The following is a 20,197-nucleotide window of genomic DNA, read 5'->3' on the forward strand; positions in this document are numbered from 1 at the left end:
GCCGGGAGTGGTTGGCAGGTAGGCGTTTCCCAGACGGTGCCGTACACCGGCGCCCAGGTGTGGGACTTCCTGGTCGGACGCGAGGGCGTGGGCATCTGGCTCGGGCCTGGCGCCGAGCTCGGCACCGAGCTGGGCGCGGCGTACGAGACGGCGAACGGGACGACCGGCGAGATCCGCGGCCGCTCCGAGGGCGACAAGCTCCGCCTGACCTGGCGGCCGAAGGACTGGGACCACGACTCGACCCTGCAGATCACGGTGAGCGGAACCGAGCAGAAGACCACGCTCCGCTTCCACCAGGAGTGGCTCGCGGGCGCCGACGAGCGCGAGGAACAGCGGGCATACTGGACCGAAGTGACCGAGCGAGTGGTGGCCGCGCTGGCCGAACGCTGACCGGCGCGCCGGGGGAGGCGTACCGATGGGGGAACCGAAGAACCTGGCCGAGGATCTCGTCCAGGAACCGCACCGGGTTTCGGCGCTGCTGCGCGAAGAGGGCCCGGCCCGCAAGGTGCGGATGCCGCGCGGCCTGGACGTCTGGATCGTCACCGGATACGCCGAAGCCCGAGCGGTCCTCTCGGATTCCCGCGTCGGCAAGGATCCGGCGGCCATCCGGCGGCTCTTCGAACGCGACGGCTTCGAATCGGCGGCCGACAGCGCGGTACGCGCGCTCGGCGGGCACATGCTCAACACGGATCCGCCGGACCACACCCGGCTGCGCAAACTGGTCAACCAGGCCTTCACCTCGCGTACGGTTTCCCGGCTGCGGCCGAGGATCGAGCAGATCACCGCGGAACTGCTGGACGGCATCGGCGACGCCGAGCACGTCGACCTGTTGCCGGCCTTCGCCGTCCCGTTGCCGATCCGGGTGATCTGCGAACTGCTCGGTGTCCACGCGGGCGACCAGCCCGCGTTCGCGACGTGGTCGAACACGATGGTCGCCTGGTCGACGCCGGAGGAACTCCAGGCCGCGGCGGCGAAGATGCACGCGTACCTCGTCGACCTCATCGAGGAGAAGCGAGCCGAACCCGCCGAAGACCTGCTTTCGGGACTGATCCACGCCAGCGACGAGGGTGATTCGCTCTCCGCGGAGGAATTGCTGGCGATGGCGTTCCTGTTGCTGGTGGCGGGCTTCGAGACGACGGTCAACCTGATCGCGAACAGCGTCTTCGCGCTGCTTCGGGAGCCGGAACAGCTGGCCGCGCTCTGTGCCGATCCCGCCCTGCTGCCCGGCGCGATCGAAGAGTTCCTGCGCTACGACGGCGCGATCCACCTGGCGACCATCCGGTTCACCAAGGAACCCGTCCCGGTCGGTGACGTCGAGATCCCGGCGGGTGAATTCGTGCTCGTCTCCCTGCTCGGCGCGAATCGCGACGCCGGACGGTTCGAGGACCCGCACCGGCTGGACGTCACACGGTCGGCGACCGGGCATCTCGCGTTCGGGCACGGCATCCACTACTGCGTCGGCGCCCCGCTGGCCCGGCTGGAGGCCGGGATCGCGTTGCGCGGGCTGCTGGAGCGGTTTCCGGCGCTGAGCCTGGACGCCGGGCCGGAAACCTTGAGGTGGCGGGAAAGCACCCTCGTCCACGGGCTGGAAACCCTCCCTGTGCGCCTGCGCTGAGGTGAGGGTGTCGTAGGGTCGCCGGATGGACTCCGCCGAACTCCTCGCGCTCGACGCGGAACACGTCTGGCACCCGTATGGGCCGATGCCGAGCACGATCGATTCCCTGCTCGTGCGTGAGGCGAGCGGTGTCCGGCTCACCCTCGACGACGGCCGTGAGCTGGTCGACGGCATGTCGTCCTGGTGGGCGGCGATCCACGGCTACCGGCACCCGGTGCTGGACGCGGCGCTGGCCGAGCAGGCGGGCCGGATGAGCCACGTGATGTTCGGCGGCCTCACCCACGAACCGGCCATCAGGCTGGCGAAGACGCTGGTCGACCTCGCGCCGGACGGGCTGCGGCACGTCTTCCTGTGCGATTCCGGGTCGGTGTCGGTCGAGGTCGCCGTCAAGATGTGCCTGCAGTACTGGCAGTCGGTGGGGCGCAAGGAAAAGCGGCGCCTGATGACCTGGCGCGGCGGTTACCACGGCGACACGTTCACGCCGATGAGCGTCTGCGATCCCAAGGGCGGGATGCACTCGCTGTGGCGCGGGATCCTGCCGGACCAGCTGTTCCTGCCCAAACCGCCCGGCGGTTTCGCCGACGAGCCGGATCCGGCGTACCTCGAACTGCTCGCGATCGAGATCGAGCGGCACGCGGGCGAGCTGGCCGCGGTCATCGTCGAGCCGGTGGTGCAGGGTGCCGGCGGAATGCGGTTCCACCCGCCCGCGTACCTGCGCGCGCTGCGCGAGATCACCGAGGCCAACGACGTCCTGCTCATCTTCGACGAGATCGCCACCGGTTTCGGCCGCACCGGCACGATGTTCGCCGCCGGACACGCCGGCGTCACGCCGGACGTCCTGTGCCTCGGCAAGGCGCTGACCGGTGGATACCTCACGATGGCGGCGGCGCTGTGCACGCCGGAGGTCGCCGACGGGATCTCGCGCGGCGAGCTGCCGGTGCTGGCGCACGGTCCGACGTTCATGGCGAACCCGCTGTCCTCGGCCGTCGCCAACGCCTCGCTGGGGATCCTGGCCGAGGGTGGCTGGAAGTCCGACGTCCCGCGGATCGAGGCGGCGCTGAAGGCCGGGCTCGAACCGGCTCGCGAACTGCCCGCCGTCGTCGATGTGCGGGTGCTCGGCGCCATCGGCGTGGTGGAACTGGACCATCCCGTGGACATGGCGGTGGCGACCGAGATCCTCACCGCGAACGGGGTCTGGCTGCGCCCGTTCCGGAATCTGATCTACACGATGCCGCCGTACATCTCCGATGCGGGCGACCTCGCCGCGATCACCTCCGCAATGGTCTCGGCCGCACAAAAAGCGTAAAAACGGCGAAATTCAACCCAAAGAGTGTGACAGCGGCCACAGCAAACCGGAGAGGCCACGCTGGGTACAGAGCGTGGTCGCGAGTTGATCTTGGTCAAGCGAACGGGCGAGTCCGATCGAGGTCCAACTCGGACCCTTTGTCGTGAAAGCGTGGTTTGTCCTAGTTCCCTGGTGCACAAGCAAACCTGAGAAACCTTTGCGTAGCGGACTTTTGCGCGCGGATCGGGTTTCCTGCCCCCATGATCGACTTCGTTGGTGACGAGCACGACACCGGGCCTCCGGGCCGCCGCAATCCCGCAACGACCCTCCTGAAGAACCTTCGCCACGACCTCCCGGCTTCGGTCGTCGTCTTCCTCGTGGCCGTCCCGCTTTCGCTCGGCGTCGCACACGCCGCCGGGGCCCCCTTGCTCGCCGGACTCGTCTCCGCCGTCGTCGGCGGAATCGTCGCGAGCCTCTTCGGCGCCTCCGTTCTGCAAGTCAGCGGTCCCTCCGCCGCGCTGACCATCGTCATCGCGGAGACCATCGCCACCTTCGGCTGGGCGGCCACCTGCGCCATCACCGCCGCGGCGGGCGTGGTCCAGATCCTCTTCGGCGTCTGCCGCGTCGCGCGGGCGAGCTTGGTGATCTCGCCCGCCATCGTGCACGGCCTGCTCGCCGGGATCGGCCTGATCCTGGTCCTCGGCCAGCTGCACGTCGTACTCGGTGGCACGCCGCGGAGTTCCGCGATCGAGAACGTCCTCGCGCTGCCGGGCCGGATCGTCGGGCACCACGACCAGGCCGCACTGATCGGTGTCGTCACCGTCGGTGTTCTGCTGGCCTGGACCCGGATGCCGCGTTCGGTGCGCCGCGTTCCCGGCCCGCTCGCCGCCGTCGCGCTGGCGACCGGCCTTTCCGTCGCGGCCGGGATGGACCTGCCGCGTGTCGACCTCCCGAACGGCTTGCCAGGGCTGGGTTTCGTCCCCGAGGCGCCGTCCGGTTCCGTGGCCGCGATCGTCGCCGCCGTCCTCTCCATCGCGCTCATCGCCAGCCTGGAGAGCCTGCTCTCCGCCGTCGCCATCGATAAACTGCGCGAGGGGCCGCGCACCGACCTCAACCGCGAACTGATCGGGCAGGGCCTGGCGAACGCCGCCTCCGGGTCGCTCGGCGGATTCCCGGTCACCGGCGTCGTCGTACGCACCATGACCAACTTCGAAGCGGGCGCCCGCACCCGGATGTCGGCGATCCTGCACAGCGTCTGGATCCTCGGCTGCTGCCTGTTCCTGGCGGGCGCGCTGCGTCTGATCCCGCTGGCCGCGCTCGCCGGCCTCCTCGTCTACGTCGGCGCGAAACTGGTCAACCTCACCAATCTCCGTGAGGTCCGCCGTCACGGCGACCTGCCGGTCTACCTCGCGACCCTGCTCGGCGCGGTCGCGGTCGACCTGCTCACCGGTGTCGCCGCGGGGATCGTGGTGGCGCTCGCGCTGATGCTGCGCCGGATGCTGTTCTCCGGGGTCCACGTCGAACGGGACGGCCCGCGGAGCCGCGTCGTCATCGAAGGCGCGCTCACTTTCCTTTCCGTGCCAAGGCTCACGACCGTCCTCGCCGAAGTCCCCGGACGTTCGGAGGTGACGCTCGAACTGTTCGTCGACTACCTCGACCACGCCGCCTTCGACTGCTTGCGCGGCTGGCAGCGCGCGTACGAACGCGCCGGGGGGACCGTGATCGTCGACGAGATCGGGCATCCGTGGTTCGGACGCGGGAAGGCGGGCGTCCCGACCGTACGGCGCGGCGTCGCCTCGCGCGTGGTGCCGCGATGGCTCGCGCCGTGGTCGGAATGGCAGGCCGGACATCTCGAACTGCCGAGCCAGCGCGGCGGCAGTGTTCCGTTGTGCCGTGGTGCTTCGGAATTCCAGCGGCGGACGGCGCCGCTGCTGCGGAGCACGTGGGACGGACTGGCGAACGGGCAGCGGCCGCATACGTTGTTCGTCACCTGTGGCGACGCGCGGATCGTGCCGAACCTGATCACCACCAGCGGGCCGGGGGACCTGTTCACCGTGCGGAACATCGGAAATCTCGTCCCGCACGCCAGTGCCGAGGCGGATTTCTCGGTGGGGGCGGCGATCGAGTACGCCGTCGGGCTGCTGCGGGTGCGGGAAGTGGTGGTGTGCGGGCATTCCGGCTGCGGGGCGATGAAGGCGCTGCTCGGTGACGCGCCCTCCGGTCTCGTGCACCTCGGTGGTTGGCTGCGGCACGGCGAGGCGACGATGCGGCGCAGGGAAAGCGAAGGGCCGGTGCTGCTCGACGGTGTCCGTCCCGGCCACGAGGCGGATCTGCTGGCGTTGCACAACGTGGTGCAGCAACTGGAAAACCTGCGCTCGTACCCGGTGGTGGAGGCCGCGCTGGCGCGTGGCGAACTCCGGCTGACGGGGATGTACTTCGACGTCGGGAAGGCGAACGTGTACCTGCTCGACGAGGCGCTGCGGTCGTTCACCTCGGCGGCGACCCCGGTGAAGTCCTGAGTTCTCCGCAAGTCCGTGAAGGCCTCCTTGCCTACCTTCAGGGTAGGGAAGGAGGCCTTCACGGACGGTCGAGTTGACCGGGCGGCCGACCGGTACATCCCAGAATTCGGGAGCCTGTAAGGCTTTTCGCAATGCTGGAGACATCTCCGGGCAACAAAACGGGCCGAAAGTGGGCCACACCACTCGCCTGCAGGGTGATATTCACTCGATAGGGTGGTGCATATCGGACAATTCATCAGTTTCCTGGTGATCATGATGGTGATCATCAAAAAACCTCTCGCCGTGCTCCGGCACGACCTGCCCGCCTCGTTGGTGGTGTTCCTCGTCGCCGTCCCGCTGTCACTCGGGATCGCGCTCGCGTCAGGGGCGCCGATCGTCGCGGGGTTGATCGCCGCCGTGGTGGGAGGTGTGGTCGCCGGAGCCCTCGGCGGCTCTGCTCTCCAGGTCAGCGGCCCGGCCGCCGGGTTGACGGTGATCATGGCCGAGACCATCGCGACCTTCGGCTGGGCGACCACCTGCGCGATCACCGTCGCCGCGGGCGCGCTCCAGATCCTGCTCGGCCTGAGCCGCATCGCCCGCGCGGCGCTCGCGATCTCGCCGGCCATCGTCCACGGCATGCTCGCCGGAATCGGCGTCACGATCGTCCTCGGCCAGCTTCACGTCGTACTCGGCGGAACGGCCCAGAGCTCGGCGCTCAAGAACATCGCCGAACTGCCCGCGCAGATCGTCGGGCACCACGACACCGCCGCGCTGATCGGCGTGCTCACCATCGGCATCCTGCTGCTCTGGCCGCGGCTTCCCGAGTCCGTCCGCAAGGTGCCCGGCCCGCTCGCCGCGATCGCGCTGGTGACCGTGCTGTCCGTCGCCGCCGGGATGACGCTGCCTCGCGTCAACCTCCCGGGTGACTTGCTCACCATCCGCTTCGCGCCGGAATTCCCGGACGCCGGCTGGGGCGCGTTCGCCGTCGCGGTCATCACCATCGCGCTGATCGCCAGCGTGGAAAGCCTGCTCTCGGCCGTCGCCGTCGACAAGATGCACACCGGGCCGCGATCGAACCTCGACCGCGAGCTGGTCGGGCAAGGCGCCGCGAACATGACCTCCGGCGCGCTGGGCGGGCTCCCGGTCACCGGTGTGATCGTCCGCAGTTCCACCAACGTCGCCGCCGGCGCCCGCACCCGCCTGTCCGCGATCCTGCACGGCGTCTGGATCCTGGTCTTCGTCGCGGCGTTCGCCGGGCTGATCCAGAACATCCCGCTCGCCGCACTGGCGGGCCTGCTCGTCCACGTCGGCGCGAAGCTGGTCAACCCCGGCCACATGAAGGAGGTCCTCAAACACGGCGACCTGGGGCTGTACCTGGTGACGCTCGCCGGGGTCGTCGTCTTCGACCTGCTCACCGGCGTTCTGCTCGGGATCGCGCTTTCGGTGCTGCTGATGCTGCGGCGCACGGTGTGGTCCGGGATCCACGCCGAACGCGACGGTGACGATTGGCGCGTCGTCGTCGAAGGCGTCCTGACGTTCCTTTCGGTGCCGAGGCTCAGCCGGGTGCTCGCGACCGTGCCCGACGGCGCGAAGGTGACTCTGGAACTGGTCGTCGACTACCTCGACCACGCCGCCTTCGAAAGCCTTTCGAACTGGCAGCAGGCGCACGAACGCGCCGGCGGGCAGGTGATCGTCGACGAGGTCGGACATCCGTGGTTCGCCAACGGCAAATCCGGCGACCCCACGCTGAGCAGGACGGCCGCGGTGCGGTCGGTGCCGCGATTCCTCGCGCCGTGGTCCGACTGGCAGGCCAAGGACATCCAGGTGCCCGGGCAGCGCGGCGGGCCCACCCTGCGCGGGGCGACCGAGTTCCAGCGGCGTACCGCCGCGCTCATGCAGCCCGCGCTCAGCAAGCTGGCGGGCGGCCAGTCGCCGCACACCCTGTTCATCACCTGCGGTGACGCGCGGATCGTGCCGAACATGATCACCACCAGCGGTCCCGGCGACCTGTTCACCGTCCGCAACATCGGGAACCTGGTACCCGCCCGCCGGGCGGACCCGTCGATGGGTGCCACCGTCGAGTTCGCCGTCGGTGTGCTGAAGGTGCGGGAGATCGTGGTCTGCGGGCATTCCGGCTGCGGCGCGATGCAGGCGCTGGCCACCGGTGCCCCGGACGGGGCGCCGATGCTGGCTTCGTGGCTGCGGCACGCCGAGCCGAGCGCGAACCGCAAGGCGGCGGTGACCCTCGACGGTGAACGCCCGGCCACCGAGGTCGACCGGCTGGCGCTGCAGAACGTGCTGCAACAGCTGGAGCACCTGCGCCACTACCCGCTGATCGCCGAGGCGGAGGCACGCGGCGAACTGCACCTGACCGGGATGTACTTCGACGTCGGGGCGGCGCAGGTCTACCTGTCCGACGACGAGAGCCCGGCGTTCACCCCGGTCGGCGCCGTCGCCGCCGTGCCCCGGCAGGGGAGCTGACGGCCCGTTCAGCCATCCTTCACTCCGACCCACTAAGTTCAACGCACGTGAGCATGCTGGTCATGACCGGCACCGGTACGGGTGTCGGCAAGACGATCTCCACCGCCGCCATCGCCGCTCTGGCCGCCGGTCAGGGCCAGCGTGTCGCCGTGCTGAAACCGGCGCAGACCGGGGTGGGCCCGGACGAACCGGGCGACCTCGCCGACGTGCTCCGGCTCGCCGGTCCGGTCACCACGCGTGAGCTGCGAAGATACCCGGATCCGCTGTCGCCGGAGGCGGCCGCCAGGCTCTCGGGACTCCCGGCGCTGACGCCGAGCGAGATCGCCGCCGCGGCGAGCGACCTCGACGGCGATCACGACCTCACGCTCGTCGAGGGCGCGGGCGGCCTGCTGGTCCGCTTCGACGCCGACGGGGCCACGCTGGCCGACGTCGCGTGGTCCCTGGGCGCGCTGGTGATCATCGTCGCCGAGGCCGGGCTGGGCACGCTCAACGCGACCGCGCTGACCGCCGAGGTCGCCACCAAACGGGGGCTCACCGTGGCCGGGGTGATCATCGGCTCGTGGCCGGACGAGCCGGACCTGGCGGCGGTGTCGAACCTGGCCGACCTGCCGGTCGCCGCCGGCGCCCCGCTGCTGGGCGCGCTGCCGGCCGGCCTGGGCTCGGCCGGGCACTCCGAGTTCGTCGACCTGGCCAAGGCGGGTCTCTCGCCGTGGTTCGGCGGGGAGTTCGACCCCGAATGCTTCGTCGGCCGCGCGTCGGCCCAGAAGTGACCTGCGTCGCTGTGGCCGGGACGCCCGGTCGTGCACGATGATGTGCCTTCGCTTCACCGCCCCACCCCGAACAGGAGCCGCCTCGTGACCACTGCCCCGGAGACCGTCGACATCCTCGCCGTGGCGCGTGACCAGGTCCTCGAGCGTGGTGTCGGGCTGAGTGAAGAGCAGATCCTCGAGGTCCTGCGGCTCGGCGACGACCACCTGACCGACCTGCTGGCGCTGGCCCACGAGGTCCGGATGCGCTGGTGCGGCCCCGAGGTCGAGGTCGAGGGCATCATCAGCCTCAAGACCGGCGGCTGCCCGGAGGACTGCCACTTCTGCTCGCAGTCCGGCCGCTTCCCGACGCCCGTGCGTTCGGCGTGGCTGGACATCCCCGGCCTGGTCAAGGCCGCCCGTCAGACCGCCGAGACCGGCGCGACCGAGTTCTGCATCGTCGCCGCCGTCCGCGGCCCCGACAAGCGGCTGCTCTCGCAGGTCCGCGAGGGGATCAAGGCCATCCGCGAGGACGGCAACGACATCCAGATCGCCTGCTCGCTCGGCATGCTCACCCAGGAGCAGGTCGACGAGCTCGTCGAGATGGGCGTGCACCGCTACAACCACAACCTGGAGACCGCGCGCTCGCATTTCGCGAACGTCGTCACCACGCACACGTGGGAAGAGCGCTGGGAGACCCTGCGCATGATCCGCGAGGCGGGCATGGAGGTCTGCTGCGGCGGCATCATCGGCATGGGGGAGAGCATCGAGCAGCGCGCCGAGTTCGCGGCGCAGCTGGCCGAACTGAACCCCGACGAGTGCACGATGAACTTCCTCATCCCGCAGCCGGGTACGCCGTACGAGGGATACGAGGTCGTCGAGGGCAAGGACGCGCTGCGGACCGTGGCCGCGTTCCGGCTGGCGATGCCCCGTCCGCTGCTCCGCTTCTCCGGCGGCCGTGAGCTGACCTTCGGCGACCTGGGGACCAAGCAGGGCATGCTCGGCGGCATCAACGCGATCATCGTCGGCAACTACCTGACCAACCTCGGCCGCCCGGCCACCGCGGACCTGGCGATGCTCGACGAGCTGAAGATGCCGGTGAAGGCGATCAGTGACGTCCTCTGACGAACCCGCGTTCTGCGTCCACTGTGGACAGCCGTCCGACGGTGGCGCGGAACATCCGGCCTGCCACAACCCGAGAACCGCGCTCGAACCGCCGCGCTACTGCACGTACTGCGCGCGGCGGATGGTCGTCCAGATCACCCCGGTCGGCTGGACGGCCCGGTGCAGCCGTCACGGTGAACTCGCCGGCTGACTTCCCGCGTTTCGTCCTCTGAATGCGGTAGTTGCACGCGCAACGACCGCATTCAGAGGACGAAACGCGGTGGAGGCGCGTGCGCTGCGGGCGTCATTGGTTACGCTCTGCACAAGCCGCACGAGGGAGGAGTCCGGGGTTGGGCGAGACGACCGGTAAACCGGCGCACCTGTCTTCCAGCGTGCCCGACCCCTGGTCGGTGCCCGTGCTGCCGAGGCCGCGCCGCCCGCACCCCAAGGTCGTCGTCAAGGCCGATCTGCTGCCGGCGGTCAGCGTCCTGTCCACGGCGGGGCTGCTCGGGTTTCCGCTGGCCTGGCTTTGGTCGCGGCTCGCGCCGCCCCAGCGGATGCGCGTGATCAACGACCGCGGCACCCTCGCCCCACTGGAGCTGGAGAGCTGGCACCGCTTCGACGACCTCGCCGTCTACGGTTTCCTCGCGCTCGGCGCCGGGCTGCTGATCGGCATCGTGACCTGGCTGCTGCGGGAGCGCCGCGGTCCGGTCGTGCTGATCGCCGCGACCGGCGGCGCGACCCTCGCGGGCTGGCTCGGGACGACGATGGGGGTCGCGTTCGCCAACGGCCGCTACGAGATCGGCGCGGCGCCCGCCGTCGGCGACGTCATCGCGAAGGCGCCGCAGATCGAATCCCCGTGGATCATGCTCGCCGCGCCGTTGATGACCACGCTGGCGTACACGTTGCTGACCGCGTGGAACGGACGGGAAGACCTGGGCCGCCGCCTCGGCTGACGAATTTCCTCTAGGGTGGGCGGCAACTTCTCTGGATTCGATACTGGGCGCGAGCGCCTCCGCTGAGGGTGGTGGCGGGGGCAAGGGGGGACATTCTCTTGACCGACGACATCGAGGTTTCCCGGCACAACGCCGTCCGCTTCCCGGGTATCAGCCCGCGCGCCTACGAACACCCCGTGGACCGCGGCGCACTGGCCACGCTGCGCGCCGTTCCCGGATTCGCGCAGGTCGTGAAGGCGGTTTCGGGCTTCTACGCCGAACGCGGCGAGCGGCTGATGGCCCTCGCGTCCGCGATCAGGGTCGGCCCGAAGCAGTATCCCGAGCTGGACAAACTGCGCAACGAATGCGCCGAAACGCTCGACCTCGACCGCGTGCCGAACCTGTTCGTCGCCCGCAGCCCCGAGGTCAACGCGCAGACGATCGGCATGGACGAGCCGTTCATCGTGCTCAACACCGCGGCCGTCGAGGCGATGGACCTCGCGTCGCTGCGGTTCGTGATCGGGCACGAGATGGGGCACGTGCTGTCCGGGCACGCGGTGTACCGCACGATCATGATCCGGCTGATCGGCCTGCAGATGTCGATGTCGTGGACGCCGGTGAGCGCGATCGGCATCCGCGTGGTCATCGCCGCGCTGCGCGAGTGGTACCGCAAGGCCGAACTGTCGTGCGACCGCGCCGGGCTGCTGTGCTCGCAGGATCCGACGGCGGCGCTGCGCTCGCAGATCCTGGTCGCGGGCGGGATCGACCCGTCGAAGATCGACATCCCGGCCTTCCTGCAGCAGGCGGCGGAGTACGAGTCGGTCGAGGACATCCGGGACAGCTACTTGAAGCTGCGCTACGTCGAGACGATGTCGCATCCGCTGGCCGTCGTGCGCGCCGCGCAACTGCAGAAGTGGGCCGCGTCGGAGGACTACCGGGGGATCCTGGCCGGTGAGTACCCGCGCCGCGACGAGGACGCGCCGTCGTCCAACTGGACCGACGACCTGAAGTCGGCCGCGAAGTCGTACAAGGACTCCTGGAACAGTTCGGCCGACCCGCTGACCAAGGTGTTCAGCGACGTCGGCGAGGCGGTGTCCGGGGCGGCGGGCAAGGTGTGGAGCAAGTTCGGTACCGACAAGGAACCGGAGTCCGGCAAGTAGTGGGTCTCGTGAGTGGTAAGGACGGTTAGAACCGTCCTTACCACTCACGAGACCAGACCCACTCGGTACCGGGGGTGCTGCTGGGCTTGGACAGCGGGTTGCGAAAGCCACTTTCGCAACGTTGAAGGTTGCGAAAGTGGCTTTCGCAACCTCGGCCGTGGCCGGGCCCGGCTCCAGACCCCCAGGCCCTCACGAACCGGGCCCGGCATCAGGGCGGCCGGAGCCAGTAGGTACCTGAGACACCCTCGGCCAGACCGTCCTTACCACTCACGAAGTCGTCAGTTCAGGTTCGAGGGGCGCGTGAACTCGCCGAGTTCCCCCGGCGGCATCGGGACCGCGCCGAGCGTGCTGAGGAACCCGGCCTCCCGCGTCAGCAGCCGGCACGCGATCCGCAGCCGCCGCAGCGGGTTCGTCTCCTCCAGCAGGCGCTGCCGGTCCTCCAGCGGGAGCAGGCAGTCCGCGGTGAGCCGGTACGCGAGCGCCGCGATGTCGCCGTCTTCAGGCGGGGTGGTCCAGTCTTCGTCGTTCCACGCGGATTCGCAGTAGCGCCGGTGCGCGGCCTTCGCGACGTCGGCGAGCCTGTTCACGGTGTCGCCGGGTACCGAGGCGACCCGGTCGTCGGGCACCCACTCGACCGCGCCGATCAGGTACGGCGCGGAAACGCGGTCGATCTCGAGCAGCCGGAACCGGCGCCGCGCGGTGGTGACGACGTCGAATCTGCCGTCCGGCAGCCGTTTCGCCTCGCGCAGCACCGTGCTGCAGCCGACTTCGTGGACGTGCTCCGGCCCGCTGACCTCCCGGACCATCGCCGAACGCAGCGCGACGACGCCGAACTCGCGGTCCGGGACGACCTCGCCGACGAGGTCGGCCATCAACTGCCGGTACCGCGGTTCGAAGATGTGCAGCGGAAGGTGTGTTCCGGGCAGAAGCACGGTCTGTAGCGGGAACAGCGGCAAGATCGCCTTCCCGGTGGACTCCTCGCTCGGCTCGGTCACCCGTTCAAGGTACGGGGACCGGGAGGACTTCGCAGGACGGTCACTTCCCGGCGGGCGGGCGGAAGACGGCGAACGGGTCGGTGATCTGCATCCCCTTGCCCGCGAAGGAGAAGAGCGCCGCCGGACGTCCACCGCTGCGGCCGGGCGGGGCGGTGTGCCCGGTGGGGAGCAGCAGCCCGCGCCGGGACAGCACCCGCTGCAGGTTCGTCGCGGACACCCGGTAACCCAGCGCAGCCGAGTACAGGCCCCGTAACGCCGATACGGTGAACTCTTCCGGGGCGAGCGCGAAGCCGAGATTCGTGTAGCAGAGCTTCGAACGGAGCCGGTCCCGCGCGCGCAGCACGATGGACTCGTGGTCGAACGCAGTCCGCGGCAGCTCGGAAACGTCGTGCCACTCGGTGTCTTCGGGGACCTCGGGGTCCACATCGGACGGTACGAGGCCGAGGAACGCCGTCGCGACGACGCGCGGGCCCGGCACCCGGTCCGGCGCGCTGAAGACCGCCAGCTGCTCCACATGCTTCAACTGGCGTACGTCGACCTTCTCCGCGAGCTGCCGCCGGATGGACGCCTCGACGTCTTCATCCGGGCGAAGCCTGCCGCCGGGCAGTGACCAGCGGCCCAGATGCGGATCGAGCGCACGCCGCCACAGCAGGACCCGGAGTGTGTCGGAGCGCACTTGAAGGACCGCTCCCAAGACCTCGTGGGCGAGGGGGGTCTGGGTGTTAAGATGACTTCGCACGGTTTTCGATTATAAGGCGAAAACCGGAGACAGGTCCAGGAGGGCCAGAACGATGACGATCACGTGTGAGAACGACTTGACTCCGTACGGTGGCGTGGTCGCCGACGCGGCTTGGGCGGAGGAGGTGCGAAGCCTCGCGCGCAAACGCGACGCCGTCCTGCTCGCGCACAACTACCAGGTCCCCGAGATTCAGGACATCGCCGATTTCACCGGCGACTCCCTCGCGCTCAGCCGTATCGCGGCGAGCAGTGACGCGTCCACCATCGTCTTCTGCGGCGTGCACTTCATGGCCGAGACGGCGAAGATCCTGGCGCCGGAGAGGACCGTCCTGATCCCGGACGCGCGGGCGGGCTGCTCGCTCGCGGACTCGATCACCGGCGCCGAACTGCGCGCCTGGAAGGCCGAGCACCCGGGCGCGGTCGTCGTGTCGTACGTGAACACCACGGCCGAGGTCAAGGCGGAGACCGACATCTGCTGCACCTCGTCGAACGCCGTCGACGTGGTCGCCTCCATCCCCGCTGACCAGGAGGTTCTCTTCCTGCCGGACCAGTTCCTCGGCGCGCACGTCAAACGCGTGACCGGCCGGGAGAACATGCACATCTGGGCGGGTGAGTGCCACGTGCACGCCGGGATCAACGGCGCCGAGCTGGCCGAGCGGGCCTCGGAGAACCCGGACGCCGACCTGTTCATCCACCCGGAATGCGGCTGCGCGACCTCGGCGCTGTACCTGGCGGGAGAGGGCGCCGTCGCCCCCGAGCGGGTCAAGATCCTCTCGACCGGCGACATGGTCCACGCCGCCCGCGACACCAAGGCGAAGTCGGTGCTCGTGGCCACCGAGATCGGGATGATCCACCAGCTGCGCAAGGCCGCGCCGGAGATCGACTTCCGCGCGGTGAACGACCGGGCGTCCTGCCGGTACATGAAGATGATCACGCCGGCCGCCCTCCTGCGGTCGCTGCGTGAGGGTGCCGACGAGGTCCACGTCGACGCCGAGACCGCCGCCCGTGCCCGCGCTTCCGTGCAGCGCATGATCGAGATCGGGCAGCCTGGCGGCGGAGAATGACCGACCCGGTTACCGCTCTTCAGGCGAAAACCCACCCGGTCTGGGAGGCCGCCGCCGATCTCGTGGTGATCGGCAGCGGCGTCGCGGGGCTCACCGCGGCGCTGCGGGCGCGGGAACTCGGACTGCACGTCCTGGTGGTCACCAAGGCGACGGTCTCCGACGGCAACACCCGGTGGGCGCAGGGCGGTATCGCGGTCGTCCTGGAGGGTGAGCACGAGCGAGGCGATTCGGTCGGCAAGCACGCCGAAGACACCCTCACCGCCGGTGCCGGGCTCTGTGACGAGGACGCAGTCCGGTCGATCATCGCCGGTGGCCCGGCCGCGGTGGCCCGGCTGCGCGCCGAGGGTGCCCGTTTCGACCCGGCGGCCGATGGACGGCCCGAGCTCGCCCGTACACGGGAAGGCGGGCACAGCGCGTTCCGCGTCATCCACGCCGGTGGCGACGCGACCGGCGCGGAGGTCGAGCGGACGCTGGTCGCGACGGCCGGTGACCGGCGGATCCCGGTGCTGGAGCACCACATCGCCGTCGACGCGATCCGCACGCCCGCGGGCGAGGTCGTCGGCGTGACCGTGCTGGACCACAACGGCGTTCCCGGGGTCGTCCGGGCACCGGCGGTGCTGCTGGCCAGCGGTGGGCTGGGGCAGCTCTATCAGGCGACTTCGAATCCGGAGCTCGCCACCGGCGACGGGCTGGCGCTGGCATTGCGTGCGGGCGCGCAGGTCGCGGACGTCGAGTTCGTCCAGTTCCACCCGACGGTCCTGTTCACGCCCGGCGCGCGCGGCCGTCTCCCGCTGGTCACCGAGGCGGTGCGCGGCGAGGGCGCGACATTGCACGACGCGACGGGTGCTTCGGTGATGCGGGGAGTCCACCCGCTCGGAGATCTCGCGCCGCGGGACGTCGTGTCGGCGGCGATCACCCGCCGGATGACGCAGGCGCCCGGCGGTGTCGACGACCACGTCTTCCTCGACGCGACAGGGATCTCCGGGTTCGCCAAGCGGTTCCCGACCGTGCACGCGGCGTGTGCGGCGATCGGGCTGGATCCGGCGAAGGACCCGATCCCGGTCACGCCCGCGGCGCATTTCGCCTGCGGTGGCGTGGTGACCACTGTGGACGGACGCTCCGGCGTCCGCGGTCTCTACGCGGCGGGCGAGGTCGCCAGGACCGGCCTGCACGGCGCGAATCGCCTGGCCTCCAACAGTTTGCTCGAGGGTCTGGTCGTCGGGCAGCGGGTGGCGGAAGCGGTCGCCATCGATCTCGCCGCCGGATTGCTGGGCGATCCGCGCCGCGGTGTGCTCATGCCTCCGGCGAAGGTCGCGGTGGCCGACCGCGACGCGGTGCAGCGGGCGATGAGCCGGTACGCCGCCATCGGCCGGGACGCGGAAGGTCTTTCGGTCGTGGGTTCGGTGCTGGATCTTTCGGTGGCCGAGAGTCCGTTGTGGACTCCCCGGATCGTGGAGGACGCGGCGCTCACCTTGGTGGCGGAGGCTTTGGTCGCGGCGGCGGCGCGCCGGACGGAGTCCCGCGGCTGTCACGTGCGGACCGACTTCCCCGAACGCGACGACAACGGCCGGCAGCGCGGCCAGCTCATCCGGCTCAGCCCGTCGGGGCAGCCGGTGCTGGCCGATCCGATCGCTTTGGAGGGTGTGGCATGAGCGAATTCTCCCCGTGGGTCGTCAAGGCGCTGGACGATCACGGTCTCGACGCCGCCGACGTGCGGCGTGTCGTCACGACGGCGCTGGCCGAGGATCTGCGCTACGGGCCCGACGCGACGACGAACGCCACCGTGCCCGAATCCGCCCGCGCCCTGGCCGAGCTCACGCCGAGGGCGGCAGGCGTGGTCGCCGGGATCCCGGTGGCGCTGGCGGTGTTCGACGTCGTGCTCGGCTCGGACCTGGAGATCCTGGCCGCCCGCGACGACGGCGACCGGCTGATCGCCGGGGAGCCCGCGCTGGTCGTGCGTGGCCCGGTGCGCGGCCTGCTCACCGCCGAACGCACCGCGCTGAACCTGCTGTGCCACCTGTCCGGTATCGCCACCGCGACCGCCGCCTGGGTGCGCGCCGTGGAGGGAACCGGTTGCCGGATCAGGGATTCCCGCAAGACGCTGCCCGGGCTGCGGTTGCTGGAGAAGTACGCCGTGCGTGCCGGCGGCGGGGTGAACCACCGGCTCGGGCTCGGCGACGCGGTGCTGATCAAGGACAACCACGTGGTCGCCGCCGGTTCGGTGACCGCCGCGCTCACGGCCGCGCGCGAGCACGCGCCCGAACTGCACTGCGAGGTCGAGGTCGACGACCTGGCCCAGCTGGACGAGGCGCTCGCCGCGGGGGCCGACGAGGTGCTGCTGGACAACTTCACGCCCGACGAGTGCGCGAAGGCCGTCGACCGGCGGGACGAGGTTTCCCCGAAGACCAGACTGGAATCCTCGGGTGGTCTGCGGCTGGACGTCGCACGGGCGTACGCGGAGTCCGGTGTGGATTTCCTCGCCGTCGGAGCGCTCACGCATTCCTCGCCCGCGCTCGACCTCGGGATGGACCTGCGCTGACCTGGCGCACTAGAATTCCCTTGTGTGACAAGGGAATTCTGGAGGAATGGTGGGCTTTGCCGGTAAAAGTGCCGTCGCGGGATGCGTCGGTTTCGTGGCACTGCTCGGCACCCCCGTCCCGTCGGCGGCGGTCGCCGAGCAGTGCGCGAACCCGACGGGCACCTACACCGCGGCCGTCCCGTGGGGACAGCGGCTGATCGATCCCGTGCGGATCTGGCCGCTCTCCCGCGGCACCGGCCAGCTGGTCGCCGTGATCGGCACGGGGGTCGACGGCGGCAACGGCCAGTTCGCGCCCGGCCAGCTCCTCGGCGGCCAGGGCACCCAGGCCGACGACTGCGACGGCCGGGGCACCATCGCCGCCGGGATCGTCGGCGCGCAACCGGATCCGTCCACCACGTTCACCGGGATCGCGCCCGGCGCCAAGATCCTGCCGATCCGCTACACCCAGGTGAACGGCGGCGGCGACCCAGGGCAGCTCGCGGGCGCCATCGAAACCGCGCTGAACCGCGGCGCCGGGATCATCCTGATCGCCGTCCCGGCCGCCTCCGACAGCCCCGCGCTGACGGGCGCCGTGTCGCGCGCCAAGGAGAAAGGCGCGCTGATCGTCTCTCCCGCCGCGGGGACGCAACAGGGCCAGACCTCCTACCCGACCGCGACACCCGGCGTGCTCGCCGTGGGATCGACCGACCAGACCGGTGCGGCGGTGCAGACGGAATCCGGTTCCTACGTGAAGATCTCCGCGCCCGGCGCCGAACTGGTCAGCACGTCCGCGGGCGCGGCCGGGACCGTGGCGCACCGGTGGCCGGTGAGTGACCCGAGCCTGGCCGCGGCGCATGTCGCGGGTGTCGCCGCGCTCGTGCGCGCGTATCACCCGGAGCTGTCACCCGAGCAGGTCGTCACGCGGCTGACGCTGACCGCGCATCGCGGGCCGAACGGTGGGCACGATCCTCGGCGGGGCTGGGGCGCGATCGACGCCTACGCCGCCGTTTCCGCCTCGATCCCGGCCGGTACGCCCGGTCCGGGAGGGCCGCCGAGCGCGGGCCCGGACACCTTCGTCGTCCCCGCCGCCGCGCCCGCGCGGGCCAACGCGGACAAGGTTTCCGGTGTGCTCGCCATCTCCGGGGTGGCCGCGGCCATCGCGGTGGGCGTGGTGGTGGCCGCGGTCCGGCGGGGCAGGCGCCGGGGTTGGAAACCTTCGCGATTCCGCGCCTCGTGAGCGGCAGCGGTGTACTGGGGGACACCGCCGCCGCTCACGAGGTCTTTCGCGACCCCCGGGGTTTAGGGGACGGTTACGCAGGCGGTCGAGCCCACGATGGCCACGCCGTCGCCGGCGCGGGAGACGTGCACGTTGAAGTCGGCGCCGTCACGGCTGAACTGGGCGATCAGCTCGCGCGGGTTGCTGCGGTCGCGTGTTCGCCAGCCCTGACTCTCCAGCAGCGGCAGGACGACGTCGACGAGTTTGCGGATCGCGTCGGTCGCGTCGTCCACCCGGAGGCCGTACTGCCAGCAGAGCGACCGGCCCGGCCGCGTCGGGTCGCAGTCCAGCTCGCCTTCCACGGTGCGCTCGGCGCTGGAGCCGAAGGTGCCCGCGACGCCGTCGATGACCGCGGTCAGGTCCTCGGCCAGCGGGTCGAGCTCGGTGTTCCTGGTGATCACGGTGAACCCCTCACAAGCCTCGTCCGACGCCTTCGATGACCATTTCGCGCAGGGAGCCACCGGTGAAGCCCTCGTGCGTCACCGCGCCACCCGTGATCACACCGTAGATGTTGTTCCAGGAATCGGAACCCGGCTTGAGCACCCCGCTGTGGGACTCGAAACCCCACTGCAGATCGCCGTTCGCGTCGCGACCGGTTTCCAGTTCGACGACGCCGGGGAAGCGGTCGGGGTCCGCTCCGTGCCCGGCGCCGAGCCATTCGACGAGGCCCGCGTTGCCCTGTGCCACCACGATCGGGTCGAAGGGGGCCGTCATGGAGTACCGCTGCACGCCGGCCTGGCTGGCCGGGAGGTCGTCCGGACTCCAGATGCCGTGTCCCATACCCGCGGACTCGACGTGCAGCACCTGGTCGGCCCGCAGCCCGAGCTGCTCGGCCAGCCCCACGGTCGCACCGCCGTAGCTGTGCCCGACGGCGGTGACCACGACGCCCGGTCCGGCGTGGCTGTCGATCTGGCCGCGCAGTTCGTCGCCGAACGCCTTGAGCTCGGGCGCCATCGTCTGCGCGTAGTGCGCGGCCGGCCCTTCGGTGACGACGTTCTGCGGGAAGACCCCGTCGGCCCAGACCACCATCGCGGTGCGTCCGGTGGCGTCCGCGGCGACCAGGCTCTTGCCGAGGTCGGCGTAGCTCTGGAAATTGTCGAACGAGGTGTTGACGCCGGGGACGAACAATCCGACGTTGCGGGTGCCCGGCTCGATGCGGCCGACGAGTTCGGCGATGCGTCCGTTGCCCGACGGGTCGAACCGCAGGATCTGCCGGTCGTTGGCGAGGATGTCCTCGTACAGCGCGATCCTGGTGCGCGCGTTCGCGATGTCGCCGGCTTTTCCGCCCTGGGCCAGGAGGTTCGCGAGCCGTTCGCGTTCGGTGGTCAGCGCGTCGGCGACCTTCGTGCGGTTCTCGGCGATCGCGGTGGCCCAGGAACCGGTGTCGGCCGCGCCGCCGACGCCGGACGGATTCCCGGCCTTGGGCAACGGGTTCTCCGGCATAAGTGACCGGTAGGCGGCGGCGATCTGGACGTCGGCACGCCGGTAGCCGCCGCCCGCGGCCGTCAGGCCCTGGTGGATCACCGTCGCCTTGGTGATCTGGCCGTCGAGTTTGCCCGCGACGTCCTTGATCGTCTTGGTGTACGTGGCCGAAGCCGCACTGGAAGCAGACACTTGGCCGAACGCGGTGGCCGGGACGTTCTCACCGGCCAGCGCGGTCTGCGCGGTCTTGAGCACGCCGGCGCGCTGTTCGAGTTCGGCCGCCGCCGCTTCGAGCCTGGCGGGGGCGACCCGGTAACCGCCCGCACTGGATGCCATCACCGAGCCGCCTCTCCTGGTGGA

The 20,197-nt window shown here is 70.4% G+C and carries 18 protein-coding genes; 14 read left to right on the top strand and 4 right to left on the bottom strand.

Annotated elements, in window-relative coordinates; all coding sequences use genetic code 11:
• Positions 1–36 precede the first annotated feature (36 nt).
• The 10 genes from ACZ3HL_RS30375 (at position 37) to ACZ3HL_RS30420 (ending at position 11,824) form a co-directional block, all read left to right on the top strand.
• Entirely contained in the window at positions 37–390 is a 354-nt protein-coding gene (locus ACZ3HL_RS30375; protein WP_465419068.1) for an SRPBCC domain-containing protein, read from the top strand.
• 25 nt (positions 391–415) lie between these two features.
• The gene (locus ACZ3HL_RS30380; protein ID WP_465534958.1) at positions 416–1,615 is read left to right on the top strand and encodes a cytochrome P450 family protein; all 1,200 of its coding nucleotides are present in this window, start codon (positions 416–418) and stop codon (positions 1,613–1,615) included.
• Positions 1,616–1,640: 25 nt separating this feature from the next.
• Positions 1,641–2,921, top strand: a complete 1,281-nt coding sequence (locus tag ACZ3HL_RS30385; RefSeq protein ID WP_465534959.1) for an adenosylmethionine--8-amino-7-oxononanoate transaminase — start codon at positions 1,641–1,643, stop codon at positions 2,919–2,921.
• A 239-nt stretch (positions 2,922–3,160) separates the two neighbouring features.
• Complete coding sequence (locus ACZ3HL_RS30390; protein WP_465534960.1) at positions 3,161–5,419, top strand: bifunctional SulP family inorganic anion transporter/carbonic anhydrase; 2,259 nt, start codon at positions 3,161–3,163, stop codon at positions 5,417–5,419.
• A 252-nt stretch (positions 5,420–5,671) separates the two neighbouring features.
• Positions 5,672–7,879 (top strand): SulP family inorganic anion transporter, encoded by a 2,208-nt coding sequence (locus tag ACZ3HL_RS30395; RefSeq protein WP_465535033.1) that lies wholly within the window; start codon positions 5,672–5,674, stop codon positions 7,877–7,879.
• 53 nt (positions 7,880–7,932) lie between these two features.
• Positions 7,933–8,649, top strand: coding sequence for a dethiobiotin synthase (gene bioD, locus ACZ3HL_RS30400; protein WP_465419064.1), 717 nt, complete (start codon positions 7,933–7,935; stop codon positions 8,647–8,649).
• Between the two features lie 84 nt (positions 8,650–8,733).
• Positions 8,734–9,750: a biotin synthase BioB gene (gene bioB / locus ACZ3HL_RS30405; RefSeq protein ID WP_400562928.1), complete on the top strand. Its 1,017-nt coding sequence runs from the start codon at positions 8,734–8,736 to the stop codon at positions 9,748–9,750.
• Positions 9,737–9,940: a biotin synthase auxiliary protein BsaP gene (gene bsaP / locus ACZ3HL_RS30410; protein WP_126733760.1), complete on the top strand. Its 204-nt coding sequence runs from the start codon at positions 9,737–9,739 to the stop codon at positions 9,938–9,940. The genes bioB and bsaP overlap by 14 nt, the downstream gene beginning before the upstream one ends.
• A 139-nt stretch (positions 9,941–10,079) precedes the next feature.
• Positions 10,080–10,685: a DUF2567 domain-containing protein gene (locus tag ACZ3HL_RS30415; protein WP_465534961.1), complete on the top strand. Its 606-nt coding sequence runs from the start codon at positions 10,080–10,082 to the stop codon at positions 10,683–10,685.
• A 98-nt stretch (positions 10,686–10,783) separates the two neighbouring features.
• A complete protein-coding gene (locus ACZ3HL_RS30420) occupies positions 10,784–11,824 on the top strand; it encodes a M48 family metallopeptidase (protein ID WP_465418883.1) in 1,041 nt (346 codons plus the stop codon).
• A gap of 278 nt (positions 11,825–12,102) precedes the next feature.
• Here the strand turns inward: ACZ3HL_RS30420 and ACZ3HL_RS30425 are convergent, their stop codons facing one another.
• Positions 12,103–12,819 carry an LON peptidase substrate-binding domain-containing protein gene (locus ACZ3HL_RS30425; RefSeq protein WP_465418881.1) on the bottom strand — a complete coding sequence of 239 codons (717 nt, stop codon included), beginning with the start codon at positions 12,817–12,819 and terminating at the stop codon, positions 12,103–12,105.
• 40 nt (positions 12,820–12,859) lie between these two features.
• Positions 12,860–13,495, bottom strand: coding sequence for an NUDIX hydrolase (locus ACZ3HL_RS30430; RefSeq protein WP_192741116.1), 636 nt, complete (start codon positions 13,493–13,495; stop codon positions 12,860–12,862).
• A gap of 115 nt (positions 13,496–13,610) precedes the next feature.
• Here ACZ3HL_RS30430 and nadA point away from each other — a divergent pair, with 115 nt between their 5' ends.
• The 4 genes from nadA to ACZ3HL_RS30450 are packed head-to-tail and all read left to right on the top strand — an operon-like array spanning position 13,611 to position 18,376.
• Positions 13,611–14,621: a quinolinate synthase NadA gene (gene nadA / locus ACZ3HL_RS30435; RefSeq protein ID WP_465534962.1), complete on the top strand. Its 1,011-nt coding sequence runs from the start codon at positions 13,611–13,613 to the stop codon at positions 14,619–14,621.
• Positions 14,618–16,273, top strand: coding sequence for an L-aspartate oxidase (locus ACZ3HL_RS30440; RefSeq protein ID WP_465534963.1), 1,656 nt, complete (start codon positions 14,618–14,620; stop codon positions 16,271–16,273). The genes nadA and ACZ3HL_RS30440 overlap by 4 nt, the downstream gene beginning before the upstream one ends.
• Positions 16,270–17,160, top strand: a complete 891-nt coding sequence (gene nadC / locus ACZ3HL_RS30445; protein WP_465534964.1) for a carboxylating nicotinate-nucleotide diphosphorylase — start codon at positions 16,270–16,272, stop codon at positions 17,158–17,160. The genes ACZ3HL_RS30440 and nadC overlap by 4 nt, the downstream gene beginning before the upstream one ends.
• A 46-nt stretch (positions 17,161–17,206) precedes the next feature.
• The gene (locus ACZ3HL_RS30450; RefSeq protein ID WP_465534965.1) at positions 17,207–18,376 is read left to right on the top strand and encodes a S8 family serine peptidase; all 1,170 of its coding nucleotides are present in this window, start codon (positions 17,207–17,209) and stop codon (positions 18,374–18,376) included.
• A 62-nt stretch (positions 18,377–18,438) separates the two neighbouring features.
• Here the strand turns inward: ACZ3HL_RS30450 and ACZ3HL_RS30455 are convergent, their stop codons facing one another.
• Both ACZ3HL_RS30455 and ACZ3HL_RS30460 read right to left on the bottom strand, forming a co-directional pair.
• The gene (locus tag ACZ3HL_RS30455; protein ID WP_465418870.1) at positions 18,439–18,816 is read right to left on the bottom strand and encodes a hypothetical protein; all 378 of its coding nucleotides are present in this window, start codon (positions 18,814–18,816) and stop codon (positions 18,439–18,441) included.
• 10 nt (positions 18,817–18,826) lie between these two features.
• Positions 18,827–20,173: an alpha/beta hydrolase gene (locus tag ACZ3HL_RS30460; protein ID WP_465534966.1), complete on the bottom strand. Its 1,347-nt coding sequence runs from the start codon at positions 20,171–20,173 to the stop codon at positions 18,827–18,829.
• Positions 20,174–20,197 lie beyond the last annotated feature (24 nt).

It is taken from the genome of Amycolatopsis sp. NPDC000009 (assembly GCF_055563465.1).

Excerpts from the sequence above, each read along its gene's own strand:
- ACZ3HL_RS30380 (WP_465534958.1), top strand. The coding sequence starts at position 416 with ATGGGGGAACCGAAGAACCTGGCCGAGGATCTCGTCCAGGAACCGCAC.
- ACZ3HL_RS30385 (WP_465534959.1), top strand. The coding sequence starts at position 1,641 with ATGGACTCCGCCGAACTCCTCGCGCTCGACGCGGAACACGTCTGGCAC.
- ACZ3HL_RS30390 (WP_465534960.1), top strand. The coding sequence starts at position 3,161 with ATGATCGACTTCGTTGGTGACGAGCACGACACCGGGCCTCCGGGCCGC.
- ACZ3HL_RS30395 (WP_465535033.1), top strand. The coding sequence starts at position 5,672 with ATGATGGTGATCATCAAAAAACCTCTCGCCGTGCTCCGGCACGACCTG.
- bioD (WP_465419064.1), top strand. The coding sequence starts at position 7,933 with ATGCTGGTCATGACCGGCACCGGTACGGGTGTCGGCAAGACGATCTCC.
- nadA (WP_465534962.1), top strand. The coding sequence starts at position 13,611 with ATGACGATCACGTGTGAGAACGACTTGACTCCGTACGGTGGCGTGGTC.
- ACZ3HL_RS30440 (WP_465534963.1), top strand. The coding sequence starts at position 14,618 with ATGACCGACCCGGTTACCGCTCTTCAGGCGAAAACCCACCCGGTCTGG.
- nadC (WP_465534964.1), top strand. The coding sequence starts at position 16,270 with ATGAGCGAATTCTCCCCGTGGGTCGTCAAGGCGCTGGACGATCACGGT.
- ACZ3HL_RS30450 (WP_465534965.1), top strand. The coding sequence starts at position 17,207 with ATGGTGGGCTTTGCCGGTAAAAGTGCCGTCGCGGGATGCGTCGGTTTC.
- ACZ3HL_RS30460 (WP_465534966.1), bottom strand. The coding sequence starts at position 20,173 with ATGGCATCCAGTGCGGGCGGTTACCGGGTCGCCCCCGCCAGGCTCGAA.